Source organism: Winogradskyella sp. (assembly GCF_965228925.1).
Taxonomy (GTDB): Bacteria; Bacteroidota; Bacteroidia; order Flavobacteriales; family Flavobacteriaceae; genus Winogradskyella.
The window spans coordinates 2,859,977-2,876,855 of record NZ_OZ245845.1 but is presented as its reverse complement, the minus strand read 5'-3'; the positions used below and the strand labels follow the sequence as shown (position 1 = coordinate 2,876,855).

11 protein-coding genes are annotated in these 16,879 nt (G+C 38.5%); 8 read left to right on the top strand and 3 right to left on the bottom strand.

Annotation, left to right across the window (positions count from 1 at the left end):
• Window positions 1-53 precede the first annotated feature (53 nt).
• The gene (locus tag ACO052_RS11810) at window positions 54-2,891 is read right to left on the bottom strand and encodes an endonuclease (protein WP_422103967.1); all 2,838 of its coding nucleotides are present in this window, start codon (window positions 2,889-2,891) and stop codon (window positions 54-56) included.
• 252 nt (window positions 2,892-3,143) lie between these two features.
• Between ACO052_RS11810 and pheT the strand changes: the two genes are divergently transcribed.
• The 8 genes from pheT (at window position 3,144) to ribB (ending at window position 13,764) form a co-directional block, all read left to right on the top strand.
• A complete protein-coding gene (gene pheT / locus ACO052_RS11805) occupies window positions 3,144-5,570 on the top strand; it encodes a phenylalanine--tRNA ligase subunit beta (RefSeq protein ID WP_422103966.1) in 2,427 nt (808 codons plus the stop codon).
• Between the two features lie 127 nt (window positions 5,571-5,697).
• Entirely contained in the window at window positions 5,698-6,198 is a 501-nt protein-coding gene (gene tpx / locus ACO052_RS11800) for a thiol peroxidase (protein ID WP_422103965.1), read from the top strand.
• Between the two features lie 7 nt (window positions 6,199-6,205).
• Window positions 6,206-6,574 (top strand): diacylglycerol kinase family protein, encoded by a 369-nt coding sequence (locus ACO052_RS11795; protein ID WP_422103964.1) that lies wholly within the window; start codon window positions 6,206-6,208, stop codon window positions 6,572-6,574.
• Between the two features lie 70 nt (window positions 6,575-6,644).
• Window positions 6,645-7,418, top strand: a complete 774-nt coding sequence (locus ACO052_RS11790) for a M15 family metallopeptidase (RefSeq protein ID WP_422103963.1) — start codon at window positions 6,645-6,647, stop codon at window positions 7,416-7,418.
• A gap of 26 nt (window positions 7,419-7,444) precedes the next feature.
• Window positions 7,445-9,868 carry a DNA translocase FtsK gene (locus tag ACO052_RS11785; RefSeq protein ID WP_422103962.1) on the top strand — a complete coding sequence of 808 codons (2,424 nt, stop codon included), beginning with the start codon at window positions 7,445-7,447 and terminating at the stop codon, window positions 9,866-9,868.
• A gap of 22 nt (window positions 9,869-9,890) precedes the next feature.
• Complete coding sequence (locus ACO052_RS11780) at window positions 9,891-10,583, top strand: LolA family protein (protein ID WP_422103961.1); 693 nt, start codon at window positions 9,891-9,893, stop codon at window positions 10,581-10,583.
• Between the two features lie 87 nt (window positions 10,584-10,670).
• Window positions 10,671-12,584 (top strand): LptF/LptG family permease, encoded by a 1,914-nt coding sequence (locus tag ACO052_RS11775; RefSeq protein WP_422103960.1) that lies wholly within the window; start codon window positions 10,671-10,673, stop codon window positions 12,582-12,584.
• Window positions 12,585-12,615: 31 nt separating this feature from the next.
• Window positions 12,616-13,764 (top strand): 3,4-dihydroxy-2-butanone-4-phosphate synthase, encoded by a 1,149-nt coding sequence (gene ribB, locus ACO052_RS11770; RefSeq protein ID WP_422103959.1) that lies wholly within the window; start codon window positions 12,616-12,618, stop codon window positions 13,762-13,764.
• Window positions 13,765-14,037: 273 nt separating this feature from the next.
• Here the strand turns inward: ribB and ACO052_RS11765 are convergent, their stop codons facing one another.
• Together ACO052_RS11765 and ACO052_RS11760 are read right to left on the bottom strand one after the other, a co-directional pair.
• Entirely contained in the window at window positions 14,038-15,576 is a 1,539-nt protein-coding gene (locus tag ACO052_RS11765) for a family 16 glycosylhydrolase (RefSeq protein ID WP_422103958.1), read from the bottom strand.
• Between the two features lie 77 nt (window positions 15,577-15,653).
• Window positions 15,654-16,862, bottom strand: coding sequence for a DegT/DnrJ/EryC1/StrS family aminotransferase (locus ACO052_RS11760; RefSeq protein ID WP_422103957.1), 1,209 nt, complete (start codon window positions 16,860-16,862; stop codon window positions 15,654-15,656).
• Window positions 16,863-16,879: the final 17 nt, after the last annotated feature.

Genomic DNA, 16,879 nt, shown 5'->3' with positions numbered 1-16,879 from the left:
TACAAAAAAAAGCCCAACTTTACGTTGAGCTTTTATCGGGATTTACAAAGTACTTATGGCCTTATAAACTTCTTAAAAATAGTCCGTCTTCCATCCGATATATTTATCACATAAACACCCGAAGCTATATTCGAAAGCTTAAGCTGTTCTTTGAACTCACCGTTCTCAATGATTTGTCCTTGCATGTTAGTTAGCGTAAAACTTACCAATCTGTCGTCTTTCATAACTACTTTTAAAGCATTGTAAGCATGGTGTATAGCTGCATCGAATACCTTATCTTCTTCAGTAAGTTCCCCATCAATACGTACATCAGTAATACTTAGATGACGAGAAGCTGTTCCAATAGTAACCGTATAATCTTCTACTTCGCCGTAAGAGAAGGCTTCACAAGCTGTCGGCGCACCATTCCATTTCATAGACACACGCATCCTGGTCGCCCCAGAGAGTGCAGATGTAGGCACATCGAAGTTGTAAGATAAGTTACCAGAACTCGACGTAGAACCGCTAACGACTTCTTCTGAACTTTCAAAAGTGCCATTTTGATTAAAGTCAATCCAGACTTTCCAATTTTCGGTATACGATGATCCTGGGAAACCAATGCTCAGCACAATCGTGTTGGTTCCATAAGATATGGTTCCTATTTGGCTGGTAAAGTCAGCATAACCACCATTGGCTCCTGTAGCATTTGCAATACCCCCTAAAGCAACATAATCAATGTATTCGTAGTTAGTATTGTTACCTTGAGAATTGCAATACGTGAGCACGATAGCATCGGTTGTAATACTTGCAGCAGTACTAAATGCAGATACATTATTTTCTGCATCTTTAGCCCTCACGGTAAAACTATAGGTTGTACTCGCCATTAATCCTGTGACATCGTAATTTGTTGTGCTTACTGATGCCAATAAACTACCATCTTGGTAAATATCATAACCTGTTACACCAACATTGTCCGTAGATGCTGTCCATGATAAACTAGCGGAGGTCTCCGTAACATTTGAAGCTACTAAATTGGTTGGTACGCTCGGTGCTATAGTGTCTGCTAGAGTAGCAGTGGTTATGCTTTCCGAAGCACTAGAATCTGAGACATTACCTGCAGCATCCTTTGCTCTTACCGTAAAACTATAAGTTGTCGATGGCGCTAAACCTGTGACATCGTAATTTGTTGTGCTTACTGACGCTAATAAACTGCCATCTTGATAGACGTCATAACCTGTGACATCAACATTATCCGTAGATGCTGTCCATGATAAACTAACAGAGGTCTCCGTAACATTTGAAGCTACGACATTAGTTGGCACACTTGGTGCGACGGTATCAACCGGAGGAGTTCCACCATCTATAGTATGGGTTCCTAAATCATCAAAGGTATTCTGTGGATAGCTATCCCACTCAGATACTGTGTATAATACATTAGGATTTAGGATCGTTGACTTTCTACGAAGTGTGACGTCTTTAGCAAAATTAGAGCTGCTATTGGGATTTCCTAATAGGTCTATAAGCACATCATTTTTAAATAAACCGACAGCATCATTTCCATTAAAGGTCATGACTCCAGCATTGGTCGCATCGGCCTGGCTTAAAATAGTCCCATTGGCACTGCTATTTGCCAACACAAAAACGTCACCATGGGCTAATTGCCCACTTAGACTATAATTGCTTGAAAAGGATCCGCTCCCATTAGTCGCTTTCTTTAAAGCATAGTTAGACAAATCAACCGTCGACCCTGTAAAGTTGGCGATTTCTAAAGCTTTATTATTTGAAGACCCTTCTATATATTCCGAGATAAATAATTCTGAAGCATTACCTCCCGGTCCCGAAGGTAAGGTAACAATGCTCGCTACAGTACTATTTGCAGAGACATTCCCTGCAGCATCTTTGGCAGTCACGGTAAAATCATAGGCCGTATCTGCTGCCAATCCTGAAACATTGTAAGATACATTAGAAACCGTTGCTATGACTGTAGCATTTTGATATACATCATAAGCAGTTACGCCAATATTATCCGTAGAAGCGGTCCATGACAACATAGTGCCATCAGAGGTAGTATTCGCTGCGACTAAGCCAGTAGGTATAGAAGGTGCTTCAGTATCGGAAACTCCCATACCAAAACGATCTTCGGCTTGAGGTCCTCCCCAAATTTGAGTCGCTAATGCCGGATTATCGATAAATGGATTTCTATTACCTTGGATTCCAGCTAACACATCATTCCTATTATCTTCAAAACCATTAACAGGGTCCTCAACATTCCATTGTAAAAACAAATCAATCATATTCGCATCACCTGGAGTAGGATTCCCAACACCAACATTATTCGGTAAACATCGCGTGTCATAGCGCAAATACATGTACATCATCATTCTCGCCACATCTCCCTTCCACTCATCGCCAGGGTAAAAATGTCCTTGTGCAGTAATGCCGGCATTTCCATTCCCATTGGCGTACATTCTATTATTTCGAGTGGAATTCATTTGACCGTCGCAAGCTCTTAAATGATGTGCATCACTTCCAGGACCAGAGGTTCCAAGATTAGGATTTCCAAGGGACTTGGGATAGGTATGTTCTCTGTTCCATTCCCCGACACTTCCGCCATTTTCAAATTTACCTCGTGTTCTATCCGTCTTAAATTCACCATCATTATCATCATAACCATAAATGAGAAGCACATCGTTAGCGTTGTTAGGATCTAAATCCGCTTGTTGTAAAGCCTCCCATACTTCAGGAGTATAACTTAAAAAATTGGTATGTGTACCAATAATTTTTACGGCTAGTTCGTCTTTTAAATCTTGTCCGGTAAGATTGAGATTAACATCATTGTAATAGGTTGGAATTTGAGCATACAAAGCTCCACTCATTAATATAATGAGCAACATTAGTAGGTTTTGTTTCATAATGTAAAAGATTTGGTTAAAAACAAAGTATGGTACTAAATCATATAACTACAATTAAAATTTATGAAATTGATTTTGTGATAAAACTTAACAACACACTTGAGACAAATATCTGTTTTCCAATAATATAAACCTAATTTATTTGTTAACAATTGTTAATTAGTATTTGTTTTCCTGTTAAATATGTTTCGCTTAGGTCGTTGTCTACTTTGATGCAAAACTCTATCTTTGGGGCTTAATTAAAATCTAATAATGAAGATATCATACAACTGGCTTAAGCAGTTTATAAAGATAGATTGGGATGCCGAGAAAACAGGTGAGTTACTCACTGATCTTGGCTTAGAAATAGAGGGTATAGAACGCTACGAATCTGTGAAGGGTGGATTAGAAGGTATAGTTGTTGGTGAGGTCTTAACCTGTGAGCAACACCCCAATGCCGACCGTCTCAAAGTGACCACAGTAAATATTGGGGAAAAGGAACCTGTGCAAATTGTTTGTGGAGCGCCTAATGTGGCAGCTGGTCAAAAAGTACCTGTGGCGACCATAGGAACCACATTATATACTGCTGAAGGTGAGGCTTGGAAGATTAAGAAGGGAAAAATTCGCGGTGAAGAAAGTCATGGTATGATTTGTGCCGAGGACGAATTAGGTCTCGGTGAATCGCATGACGGCATTATGGTATTGGACAAAACACTTAAAGTGGGAACACCAGCTGCCGATATCTTCGATATAGAAAATGACGATGTATTCGAAATTGGCCTAACACCCAACCGTGCCGATGCTATGAGTCATTATGGTGTGGCGCGCGATTTAAAAGCTGGCCTCTTACAAAAGGAAATTGCTCTAGAGCTAATCACACCATCCGTAATGTCCTATCATGTAGATGCAAGATCATTAAAGATTGATGTGGAGGTTAAGGACAAAGAAAAGTGTCCCCGTTATTGTGGGGTGACCATTTCTGGTGTTAAAGTGGCAACATCACCCAATTGGCTGCAGCATCGCCTGAAATCCATTGGCCTGTCACCTATTAACAATATTGTAGATATTACCAATTATGTCTTACACGAACTAGGGCAACCTTTACATGCCTTTGATGCTCATAAAATCGCGGGCAATAAAGTTGAAGTCAAAACCTGTAAGGCGGGTACCAAGTTTACAACACTCGATGAAACCGTTAGAGAATTGCATAAGGACGATTTAATGATTTGTGATGCCGAAAAACCCATGTGTATCGCTGGTGTTTTTGGAGGTATTGATTCTGGGGTCACCGAAAATACAGTCAATATTTTCTTGGAAAGTGCTTATTTCGATCCAGTTAGCATTAGAAAAACAGCTAAGCGCCATGGGCTTAATACAGATGCGTCCTTTCGATTTGAAAGAGGTGTTGACCCAAACATCACCGAATATGCCCTAAAGCGTGCTGCCCTATTGATTACCGAAATTGCAGGCGGAGAAATTACAAGTGATATCTCAGATGCCTATCCGAATAAAATCAAGGATTTTGAAGTACGCCTCAGCTTTGAAAATGCCAAGAAACTTATCGGTGAGGAAATTCCAAGAGAGACCATAAAAAGTATTTTAACATCCTTAGAAATTAAGGTCAATAATGTTACGGAAACTGGATTAGGCTTAACCGTACCAGCCTTTAGAAATGATGTACAACGCGAAGCCGATATCATTGAAGAAATCCTGAGGGTCTACGGTTACAATAACATAGGCACCACCGAAAAGTTAAATGCTTCTATATCACACTCCAACCGATTTGAAGATTATAAACTCCAGAATGTTATTGGGCATCAGTTAGCAGCTCAAGGATTCTATGAGATTATGGCCAACTCTTTGACCACACCTAAATATGTAGCATTAAGTGAGGATTTAAAGGCCGATCATAATGTGCAAATATTAAATCCATTGAGCAACGATTTGGAAGTAATGCGTCAGTCCTTATTGTTTTCTGGCTTGGAAGCAGTGTCGCACAACATCAACAGGAAACGCCATGATTTAAAGCTATTTGAATTTGGTAAAACCTATCATCAATATTCGGATCATCGCGAGGAGCAAAAACACTTGGCCCTATTGGTATCTGGAAGCAAGGCCGAAGAACGCTGGAATTCTATGACAAACCCTAGCGACTTTTTCTATTTAAAAGGAATCGTTGAAACCATTCTACAGCGCTTGGGTCTAAACCGTTTAAAGTCTGCTCCAACAACATCTGGGGTTTTAAGTGAAGGTATGAGTCTTTCGCTCGGAAAGAAAACTCTGGTTGATTTTGGATTGGTTAAGAAATCGGTATTAAAGCACTTCGGGATATCCCAAAATGTTCTCTTTGCTGATTTTAATTGGGATAATGTGTTGGATATGGCACAGCATAACAAAATTAAGTTTAGTGAGATTCCTAAATATCCTGAAGTAAGACGGGATTTTGCGCTGTTACTAGACCACCATGTAAGCTTCGAAGACATTCATACCGTTGCCAAACAGACCGAAAAGCAATTGCTAAAAAACATCAATTTATTCGATGTTTATGAGGGCAAGAACTTACCGGCGGGTAAAAAGAGTTATGCGGTGAGCTTCACCTTACAGGACGAACATAAAACCTTAAATGATAAACAAATTGACAAGATTATGTCCAAGTTACAAGCGAATTTTGAATCGAAACTTGGTGCAGAATTGAGGTAAGCAGCATTATACAATGCTCCATGATGTTCCTAATCTTTAATTTGATACTGCTGTAAAACATTATCATTTTCTTTACACTTATCACAAACCCTTTTTTTATTTTTAACAAAACTTAAAACATCAAAAAATGGCAAATGTAACCCTTGGAGGTACTCCAGTAGAAACCATAGGACAGTTACCAGCTGTAGGTAGCAAAGCACCGGATTTTAAACTTACGGCAACTGATTTAACAGATAAAACGAATGCTGATTATAAAGAAACACGATTAGTCTTAAATATTTTTCCTAGTGTCGATACAGGGACCTGCGCACAATCCATAAGAACATTTAATGAGAAAGCGAGTCAGTTGAGCAACACTAAAGTATTGTGCATTTCTAAAGACCTTCCTTTTGCTATGGCGCGCTTTTGCGGTGCCGAAGGTATAGAAAATGTGGAGAGTCTTTCGGATTATAAAACAGGACTATTTGGTAAGGACTATGGTCTGGCCTTCACCACTGGTGCTTTCGAAACGCTATTGTCGCGATGTATTGTGGTCATCGATACTGATGGGACTATTTTACATACCGAGCAAGTTTCTGAAATTGCCGATGAACCTAACTACGAGGCCGCGATTGAGAGCTTAGCATAAATTCTTTATGCAAAAAAAAGAACCGTTCATTATCAATAGACTTAAGAGTGTAGGTTTTGCCTTTAAGGGGATGCTTATTCTTATAAAAACAGAGTCTAGCATAAAAATACAAGTTGTTATTGCCATTGCTGCGACTATTGCTGGATTTTATTTTGAGATATCTACAACGGAATGGTTGATACAAATTGCTATGATAGGCCTAGTGATGAGTATTGAAGGCGTTAATACAGCTGTTGAGTATATGGCGGACTTTATTCATCCCGACCATCATCCAAAAATAGGATTGATCAAAGACATTTCTGCAGGCGCCGTTTTTATTGCCGCTGTAGTTGCAGTAATCGTTGGTTGTATAATTTATTTTCCCAAAATTTTTTAAATACCAAACCCGTCCTTACAAGCGTTACTGAAGTGCAGCTTGGTCTGTTTTTAATTCATAGTACATTTAAATGAAGCAATTAGTGCTTATTCTTTTTCTCGGTCATGTCATGATGAGTTGTTATACCAATACCAAAGATTCGGTTGTCATTGAGACCAACGGCGTCTCCAAAGATACCGTTATCTCCCTTGAAAAAGACACCTTAAATATAACAAATGCCCTTGTTCTAGGGAGGTTTGATTACAAAAATGATTCGTCCTTTGTAAAGGTAAATGCCGAACATACGCAAAAAACCATATATTTAAATCGGGAGGTTTACCAAGCCTTTTTGCAAATGCTAGAGGCCGCAAAACAAGATGACATTGTGTTTAAATTAATTTCCGGAACCCGAAATTTTAAAGAACAAAAAGCGATTTGGGAACGTAAATGGACGAGGTATAAACATCTTAATCCTGAAGACCGTGCTTTGAAAATTTTGGAATACAGCTCAATGCCTGGTACGTCTAGACATCACTGGGGAACTGATATTGATTTGAATAGTTTAAATAATTCGTATTTTAACAGCGGAAAAGGTCTAAAGGAGTACCAATGGTTAATAAGCCATGCCAATAGATTTGGTTTTTATCAAGTTTATACGGATAAAGTAAATGGTAGAACTGGATATCATCCAGAAAAGTGGCATTGGTCGTATCTACCTTTAGCAAGTCAATATTTAGCCTTTTATAATGCTCATATTAGCGAAAAGGATATTAATGGCTTTAAAGGTTCAGAATTGGCCGCCCAGCTTAGAATCATTGAAAATTATATTAATGGCATTTCTAAAAAAGCAATAAATTATAACTAGACTTTCACTTAAAGTGGAAGAAACGTATGGCAAAAAAAACAACCAGAAAGAAACGAACTACCACAGCTAAGGCGAAGCCAAAAGCAAAACTCAAGAGGCCTTCCTTTAAATTATCCAATCAGCAGAAGCTCATATTCGGAAGCTTGTTGATTATACTTGGCGTATTGCTTTTTATCTCGTTTTTATCCTTCATTTTCACAGGAAAGGAGGACCAAAGTGCGCTTAGTAATTTTCCGGAGCGTTCAGATACTTACAAAAACTGGGCGAGTCAATTAGGCGCATGGGTAAGTGAATTATTTATAAGTAAAGGATTTGGTATACCTTCGTTTATCTTTTCAGGATTGATTTTTCTTTCTGGGGTTTACGTGACCCTAAATCTCAAGAAAACGAAGCTCAGGAAGCATTGGATATGGGGAACCCTAATCGTAATATGGTTTTCCATTTTCTTCGGTTTTTTTTCACACAAATACGATATGCTGGGTGGTACCATTGGCTTTGAAATGAATCACTTCTTTCAGGACTATATCGGTAAAATAGGCACAGCACTACTCCTACTCTTTGGTCTTATTGCCTATTTAGCCATAAGATTTAAGGTTACTGGTGATACCTTTGTCCATATGTTCAGTCGCGCCAAGAAAGACCTAAAAGAAGATTTCTCTTCAAATCCCGAAAACACCTCTACAGCTGTTGTGATCGATAATAGCTTAACCGAAGAAGCCGAAGCTATAAAATCGTCATTTGAAATTGAGCTCGACGAAAAAGCATCAACCATAAGCAACCATTCTAAGCCAAAAGAAAACACCGAAAAGCTAGATATCGTGGTTGATAAAACACCAAAAGAGAAAACCGTCGATACACCAGACTTAAAAGTTGAAGTTAAAGCCATGGCAGAGGAAAAGTCCGAAACCGATAATTTGGCCGACAAGCTCGTTGAAGATTTTGGACAGTTCGATCCAACCTTAGAACTGAGTAATTACCAATTTCCCCATTTAGATTTGTTGCAGAAGTACGACAATGAAGGGATTTCAATAAATCAAGAAGAATTAGAGGAAAACAAAAATCGTATCGTCGAAACCCTAAACAATTACAAAATTGGCATTACGAGTATTAAGGCTACCATTGGCCCAACCGTTACGCTTTATGAAATTGTACCAGATGCAGGCATTAGAATTTCAAAAATCAAAAATCTAGAAGATGACATTGCCTTATCACTTTCGGCATTGGGTATCAGAATTATTGCTCCCATTCCGGGCAAAGGCACAATTGGTATTGAAGTTCCTAATAAAAAATCGACCATTGTATCTATGCGTTCGGTGATTGCCTCGCAAAAGTTTCAGCAATCCAAAATGCAGTTACCGATTGCCTTTGGTAAAACCATAAGCAACGAAACCTTTGTAGTCGACTTAGCCAAAATGCCTCACCTGCTAATGGCTGGTGCTACAGGGCAAGGAAAGTCTGTGGGCTTAAATGCGGTATTGACCTCACTTTTGTATAAAAAACATCCCGCTGAAGTTAAATTTGTTCTTGTAGATCCAAAAAAGGTCGAATTGACCTTATACAATAAGATCGAGCGTCACTATTTAGCGAAACTTCCCGATAGCGAGGACGCCATTATCACAGACAATACGAAGGTCATTAATACTCTCAATTCGCTTTGTATCGAAATGGATAACCGCTATGATATGCTCAAAAATGCATTTTGTAGAAATATCGCTGAGTATAACGCCAAGTTTAAAGCCAGAAAACTCAATCCAAATGATGGTCATAGGTTTTTACCGTACATCATTTTAGTGGTTGATGAGTTTGCAGACCTCATTATGACGGCGGGGAAAGAAGTAGAAACGCCCATTGCTAGATTGGCACAATTAGCACGAGCGATAGGGATCCATCTCATTATTGCAACGCAACGTCCATCGGTCAATGTCATCACAGGTATAATTAAAGCAAATTTCCCGGCGCGTATCGCATTTAGGGTTACCAGTAAAATAGATTCGCGTACCATCTTGGACGGTTCTGGAGCGGATCAACTGATTGGTCGTGGGGATATGCTCTACACCCAAGGCAATGATCTCATACGCCTGCAATGTGCCTTTGTAGACACGCCCGAAGTTGAAAAAATCACAGCATATATAGGTGCACAAAAAGCCTATCCTGATGCACACTTATTACCAGAGTATATGGGCGAAGAAGGTGGCACAAATCTTGATATAGATATTTCAGATAGAGATAAATTGTTTAGGGAAGCTGCAGAAATTATTGTGACGGCACAACAAGGATCGGCTTCTTTATTACAACGAAAACTAAAACTAGGCTACAATAGAGCTGGAAGATTAATAGATCAGTTGGAAGCCGCAGGTATTGTTGGTCCTTTTGAAGGTAGTAAAGCAAGACAGGTATTAGTGCCAGATTTAGTAGCTTTGGACCAACTATTAGAAAATGAAAAACCATAACACGACAATAGACATTAACAAAATGAAATCGAAGATTCACGAATGCAATAAGAACAACAAAAATCTTGTGAGCAAGAGACTATTTGTTCTAGTATTATTTTTAGGGTTAGGCATGCTAGGCTTTGCCCAAAGTGATGCAAATGCCGAAACATTACTAAATGAAGTGAGCGACATCATAAAGGCCTACGAGAATATAAGTTTAGACTTTAAATATGAGCTCAATAATGTGAGTGAGAATATTAAACAAGAAACCAGAGGTGATGTGGTCATTGAAGGCGAAAAATATAAGCTTAATGTTTTAGGGGTGACCAGAATCTATGATGGGAAAACCCTGTATACGATTAGTCCTGAAGACGAGGAAGTGACCATTTCTTCAGACAACACAGAAGATGAAGGTACCATTACACCTAGTAAAATGCTATCGTTTTATGAAGAGGGCTATATTTATAGAATGGATATTGTTCAAAATGTAAAAGGCAGAAAAATCCAGTATGTCAAACTGAGTCCCATGGACACCAACTCTGAAATTAAACATGTGCTATTGGGGATTGACGCCACAACAAAACATATCTACAATCTTATAGAGGTCGGCAAAAATGGAACGAAAACAACCTTAACTGTTAATTCTTTTAAAACCGACCAGCCTATCTCAAAAACCTTATTTACATTTGACGAGAGTAAATACGACGATTACTTTATTAACAGAATCGACTAAGGTTTTAAACGCAAATAAGTGAAAATACTTGATAGGTACATACTTATCACATTTTTAAGAACGTTTTTTAGCGTCTTAATTATATTCATGTTCATCTTTGTACTACAGGGAGTTTGGCTCTATATTTCTGAACTCGCCGGTAAAGACTTGGATATTTCAGTTACGGCTAAATTCATATTGTATTATATCCCCAAACTAATTCCTTTAGTAGTACCCTTAACCATTTTGTTGTCGTCCATAATGGTATTTGGAAATTTTGCCGAGAACTATGAGTTTGCTGCCATGAAATCCACAGGGATCTCCCTACAGCGGGCCATGCGTAGTCTTAGTGTTTTTATAGTGGCCCTTGGTGTTGCCTGCTTCTTTTTTGCCAACAACGTCATCCCTTGGGGCGAATTCAATTTTTATAACCTAAGACGAAATATCGCTAAGGTAAAACCCGCATTGGCGATAGCTGAAGGTCAGTTTAATGAAATCGGTAATATCAATATTAAAGTCGATAAAAAAAGTGGAGACAGAGGGCAGTTTCTAGAGGGTGTAGTCATGCATCAAAAAAGCTCTTCAAAATCTGGAAATTACATAGTTATTGTTTCTGAAAAAGGAGAATTAAAAAGTACACCAGATTCTAATATCTTGCAATTAGAACTAACTAATGGTAACTATTATGAAGAAATAGTCAATAAAGATGCCCGTAAAAATCAGAACAAACCTCATGCAAAAAGTTATTTTGATTCGTACACCATTAATGTCGATTTAGAAATCTTGAACTCTGAAGATCTCGATGAAAAGAATTTTACGGACCGTTATAATATGCTGAATATTAATCAGCTCAACAGAGCCATAGATACCTTAAAAGAGGAACGTAATAAGGACTATGGCTATTTAGCAAAAACCCTTTACAACCGTTCAACTTATGCTGCACTTAATGCAAACATCAATATCACTAAAAAAGACTCCATATATAAAGGTGAAATACTCGACCTTTTTGGAGCGAACAAAAAAGTTCAAATCGTAAATTTGGCCATCAACTCTGCCAATAGTACAAGACAGATTCTAGATTCTAACAAGAAAAATTTTGAAACCAAAGCGATTTGGTTAAATAAGCATATTATTGCCCTTCATGACAAATTTGTTTTGGCTTTCGCCTGTATCGTTCTCTTTTTTGTAGGGGCTCCACTTGGCGCTTTAATTAGGAAAGGTGGTCTTGGTTTGCCTATTGTAATAGCAATGGTCATATTCTTATCTTATCATTTCTTCGGCATTTTTGCCAAGAAAAGTGCAGAAAAAGGGAGTTTTAGCCCAATAATAGGCTCATGGCTTTCTACTATGGTCATGTTTCCTTTGAGTGTGTATTTGACTTATCGAACTACCAATGATAAAGGCGTTTTTCAATTTGATGCCATTTTGGTGCCTTTAAAACGATTGTTTACACCAAAAAATAGACTACAGCTCTCGGAAAGTGAAACCAAATCTTATAATTATTACAAAAGATATACAGTTGAAGAATTGGTTAATGTAATTAAACAGCAAGGGGAATATGACCTAGATAAAAAACCTAAGGAAATTGCCCTACATAATTTACTGAATAGAAATATCCCCCTTGAAAACCTAAAGGAAGAAGGTCTTGAAGTGGGCGATAATATCATTAAAGGAAAGCGTTTATTAAAAGACTATAAAGATTACTCAAAAACAAGCTTGGTCAGTTTTATTGTTGGAGGCGCTTTACTAGGCTTACATTTTGTTTTTAAAAACAATAAATTACCTGTAATTGCGGATGCTTCGATTAACTTAAGCATTATAGCATTTATCTTTTTTGCAATTTACGTTGTTGTTGACGCTTATGTATATTCAACATTCTATAAAACCATTGGACAAAAAGACAAACGCATAAATCCAATTCTTTTAGTGCTATCCTTGCCGCTCTACCCTTTAAAGTATGTCATCCTTAGAAATAAGATAGAACACGACTTCTACCAAAGTTGTATTCAGAATATAAAATAAGCGTATCTTTGTTTCGTATAAAATCCTTGTGATGACTGTAAATTCTATGAATACACAAACCAAGCTACACACTATTGAAGAGGCCATTGAAGATATTCGTCAAGGCAAGGTTATCATTGTTGTAGACGATGAAAATCGCGAAAATGAAGGTGATTTTGTGGCTGCTGCTGAAAAAGTGACACCAGAAATGATCAATTTTATGGCGACTCATGGTAGAGGTTTAATTTGTACACCGCTCACCGAACATCGTTGTGAAGAATTAGAGCTGAACATGATGGTAAGGAACAATACAGATCCCATGGAAACGGCATTTACCGTCTCAGTAGATTTAAGAGGAAATGGTGTTAGTACGGGAATTTCTGCAAGTGATAGGGCAAAAACCGTAACAGCCTTAGTAAAAAAAGATACCAAGGCCTTCGAACTGGCGAGACCTGGCCATATATTCCCATTAGTTGCGAAAGAAGGAGGTGTTTTAAGGCGTACAGGCCATACAGAGGCTGCCATTGATTTTGCGCGTTTGGCCGGTTTTGAACCTGCAGGGGTTATTGTAGAAATAATGAATGAAGATGGCACTATGGCGCGCCTGCCACAACTTATGGAAGTGGCCAAACGATTCGATCTAAAAATAGTATCTATCGAAGACTTAGTTGCTTATCGTATGGAGTACGATTCTTTAATAGAGAAAAAAGAGGACTTTGATATAGAAACACGCTTTGGTAAATTTAGACTAAGAGCCTATTTACAAACTACCAATAATCAAGTTCATATTGCTTTAACCAAAGGCAATTGGACATCTAACGAGTCGGTATTGACAAGAGTTAATGCGACTTTAGTCAATAATGATATATTAGGTACATTGACCAATAATGCTGATCAGAAATTAGACGACATGTTCAATGCCATCAATTCTGAAGGGAAAGGTGCTATTATCTTCATAAACCAGCAGGCACAATCCATGAATCTCCTATCCCGTCTTGCTGTACTCAAGGAAAATCAAGTTGAGGGTAAATTAGTAAAAGCACCTAGAATACCTATGGATAGCAAGGACTTTGGTATTGGTGCCCAAATACTTCACGACTTAAAAATAAGTAAGCTCAAACTAATGTCTAATAGTCTACAAACCAAGCGCGTCGGTATGATTGGTTATGGCCTGGAGATTGTGGACTACGTTAATTATTAGTCTAAGGTGAAGTCAAGATAAGAATTGCATATTAATATACCCCAAACTCTTAATTTTCAGACGTTTGTCATTTCGACAGACCCCGATCCCGATAGCTATCGGGAGGGGAACGAGAAATCTTTAGATTCTGCGAAGCAAAACCGTAAGGTTCAGCGCAGCTAAATCTCAGGATAATGAGATTCCTCCTCATACTTCGTTCGGAATGACAAGGTTCTTATATTTTATTAACTACTTTACAACTAGGTGTATATTTATACATATATCGAACTCACGTTAATCTAGTAATACCCTCTTAGTTATTGAACGGTCTCCTGAGTGGATTTTTAAAATATAAACCCCAGATTTTAAGTCTCCGACATTGATGCGTTTTGTACTTCCATAACGCTGAATAATACGTTGTCCTAAAGTATTATAAAGTTCAACATGCGTGATGGTTTCGTCGGTTTCAATATTAATATAATCCGAAGTTGGGTTGGGATAAACGCTAAATCTAGCTTCAAATACGTCATCAATGCTCAATCCCGTGTTTTGATATACGCGCACATAATCAATAACCATAGGACTTTCAATGAAACCAGGATCTATGGCACCCGCAAAACCACCCATAGCTACGTTCAGAATTAAATATTGCTCCAAATCAAAAGGCCATGTGTCTGCATCTTTAACCGCAGGGTTATAGGTATAGTAACCTACACCATCAATCATAAAGGTAATTTGATTTGGTGACCAATTCATAGAATAGATGTGGAAATCATTGGCGACATCACTTAAAGTAAAGGATTGTGTATTGATTGTATTGCCAAAACTCGATGGCGTGTGTATGGCACAACTGACATGATTTGTTGCCCCTAAGCCATGCTCCATAATATCTAATTCACCACATGCTGGCCACGTTGTGGTTCCAAAGCCCTGTGTTTGCCAATAAGCGCCTGTTTCATTAACATTTTTCCCCAGTGTCCATATCGCTGGCCAAGTACCATCGCCTGCTGGTAATTTTGCCCTAACATCTACCCTACCGTATGTAAAGGCAAATTTCGAATTTAACCTAGCCGATGTATAGTTTAAGGTCACTCCATCTTGCGTCAAGGTTTCGCTCTTGGCAACAACGTTTAAAAAGCCATTTTCGACAAATGAATTGTCTAGTCGATCCGTATAATGTTGCTCCTCACCATTAAACCACTGTCCACCATTGGGACCAAAAGTTTGGTGGTACCATTTCGTGTCGTCAACAGCTGCCTGAACTGAGCTATCAAATTCATCAGACCAAACCAAGTCTGTGTAAATCACATCCAACTCATGAGGGTCGCTTGGAACCGAGTTATCATTAATATCATCGATACGGAATGCTCCCGGCACAGTACTGCCATCATCTATCCTTATGACCAATCTACTATAGGCACCGCTACCGCCTACCGTAGAAAAATCGAAAGTGAGATCCGACCAATTATTTTGATTTGATGGAACGGCGACACTAACTTCAATATCAGGATTTGTGCCATTCTCTAATTTAACAACCACAGTGTGCGCACTAGGATCAAAGGCATAAAACCGCAGTGTAATCTCATCCTCAGCATCTAGATCAATAGGTTGGGATAAATCGATATAATGGCCTTGCTCTAGTGCGGAACTTGATCGAAAAAACTCCCCAGTAGGGTTACTGGCATCTGTTGGTGAAGGCACAATGGCAAATGTGCTGCCACCCCAAACATTAAAAGTATGTGAATTGTCTGAAAAATCAATGGGCATTTGCTGTGCAAACAATGAAACCATTGAAAAAGAAAACAGCAATGCAAGCGTGTAATTTATCTTCATAGTATTTAGTTTGACCTAAAAATAGAAATACTATGAACTAATTACTAGAAAGTGACCTATACAAAAACTGTACATCACTAATAAGAGACGATATGGCATGATTCTTTGATGATATCTGCCATTTTTTTGGCGCGATTTTCAACGTCTTCTTGTGTCCAAGACATTTTTATTAAGCAGGATATGTTCCTAGCTATATAAGAATCCGATTGCTGAAACGTTTTTGTCTGAAGGTATTTTAATCCTTCTTTGACTTCTTTTGATATGGGGAACAATGATTTAAGATTCTTAAGGTGGTCCCACTTTCTTATATAATGCCAATTATTGTCATAGTAATGAAAACAGGCATCAATACCGTTTTGCTTAAAGGCCTCTGAAACGTTCCGAGCTGTATCTAAATCTGGTAAGAAGAAGTTTAAAAATGCATAGCTTTCTACACCGCCTTCTGGTACGTTTCTAAATTCCACTTCTGGAATTTGAGAAAGTGCTTCTCTGATAATGGTATAATTTCTTTTCTGAATTTGAATAAACTCCGGTAATCGTCGCACCTGAGCCAAACCAACGGCAGCATTCAATTCGGAAATTCTGAAATTGTATCCTAAAAAAGGGTGTGTTTCAGCGCCACGATCATTACCAACATGATCGTGCCCATGGTCCGAATAATGATCGGCATTTATATAGTAATCCTTATGGTTTGTAACTACGGCACCGCCTTCGCCGCAGGTAATCGTCTTTACAAAATCGAAGGAAAAGCAACCTATATCGGCAATGCTTCCCAGAGGTTGTCCCTTATAGCTTCCTCCTATAGCCTGGCAAGCATCTTCAACAAAAATCAAATTGTGCTTATCACAAACAGACCTCAAAGCATCCATATCACCCATACTCCCACACATCTGCACCACCATAACGGCTTTAGTCTTTGAAGTTATAGCTGCTTCAACAGATTTTGGATCTAAGGTCAAAGTAGCGTCAATATCGACCAAAACAGGAATGGCTCCCAGCATCATAATGGCTTCAAAACTAGCCACAAAGGTAAATGTGGGCATAATCACCTCATCACCTGCACCTACTCCAGCAGATGCCAATGCTACAGTTACGGCAGCTGTCCCACTAGATACTAATTGTACATACTTAGAGTCGAAAGCTTTGGTTAATTCTGACTCCAATTCCTTAGCCTTCCAGTGGCCTTTGCGCATGCCATCAAAACCATAACGCATGAGCACGCCATTGTCTAATACATCATTAACTTCTGCACGTTCTAAATCACCAAATAATTCGAATCCAGGCATAAAAATCTATAGTTATA

Excerpts from the sequence above, each read along its gene's own strand:
- ACO052_RS11765 (WP_422103958.1), bottom strand. The coding sequence starts at position 15,576 with ATGAAGATAAATTACACGCTTGCATTGCTGTTTTCTTTTTCAATGGTT.
- tpx (WP_422103965.1), top strand. The coding sequence starts at position 5,698 with ATGGCAAATGTAACCCTTGGAGGTACTCCAGTAGAAACCATAGGACAG.
- ACO052_RS11785 (WP_422103962.1), top strand. The coding sequence starts at position 7,445 with ATGGCAAAAAAAACAACCAGAAAGAAACGAACTACCACAGCTAAGGCG.
- pheT (WP_422103966.1), top strand. The coding sequence starts at position 3,144 with ATGAAGATATCATACAACTGGCTTAAGCAGTTTATAAAGATAGATTGG.
- ACO052_RS11790 (WP_422103963.1), top strand. The coding sequence starts at position 6,645 with ATGAAGCAATTAGTGCTTATTCTTTTTCTCGGTCATGTCATGATGAGT.
- ACO052_RS11780 (WP_422103961.1), top strand. The coding sequence starts at position 9,891 with ATGAAATCGAAGATTCACGAATGCAATAAGAACAACAAAAATCTTGTG.
- ACO052_RS11810 (WP_422103967.1), bottom strand. The coding sequence starts at position 2,891 with ATGAAACAAAACCTACTAATGTTGCTCATTATATTAATGAGTGGAGCT.
- ACO052_RS11775 (WP_422103960.1), top strand. The coding sequence starts at position 10,671 with ATGTTCATCTTTGTACTACAGGGAGTTTGGCTCTATATTTCTGAACTC.
- ACO052_RS11760 (WP_422103957.1), bottom strand. The coding sequence starts at position 16,862 with ATGCCTGGATTCGAATTATTTGGTGATTTAGAACGTGCAGAAGTTAAT.
- ribB (WP_422103959.1), top strand. The coding sequence starts at position 12,616 with ATGACTGTAAATTCTATGAATACACAAACCAAGCTACACACTATTGAA.
- ACO052_RS11795 (WP_422103964.1), top strand. The coding sequence starts at position 6,206 with ATGCAAAAAAAAGAACCGTTCATTATCAATAGACTTAAGAGTGTAGGT.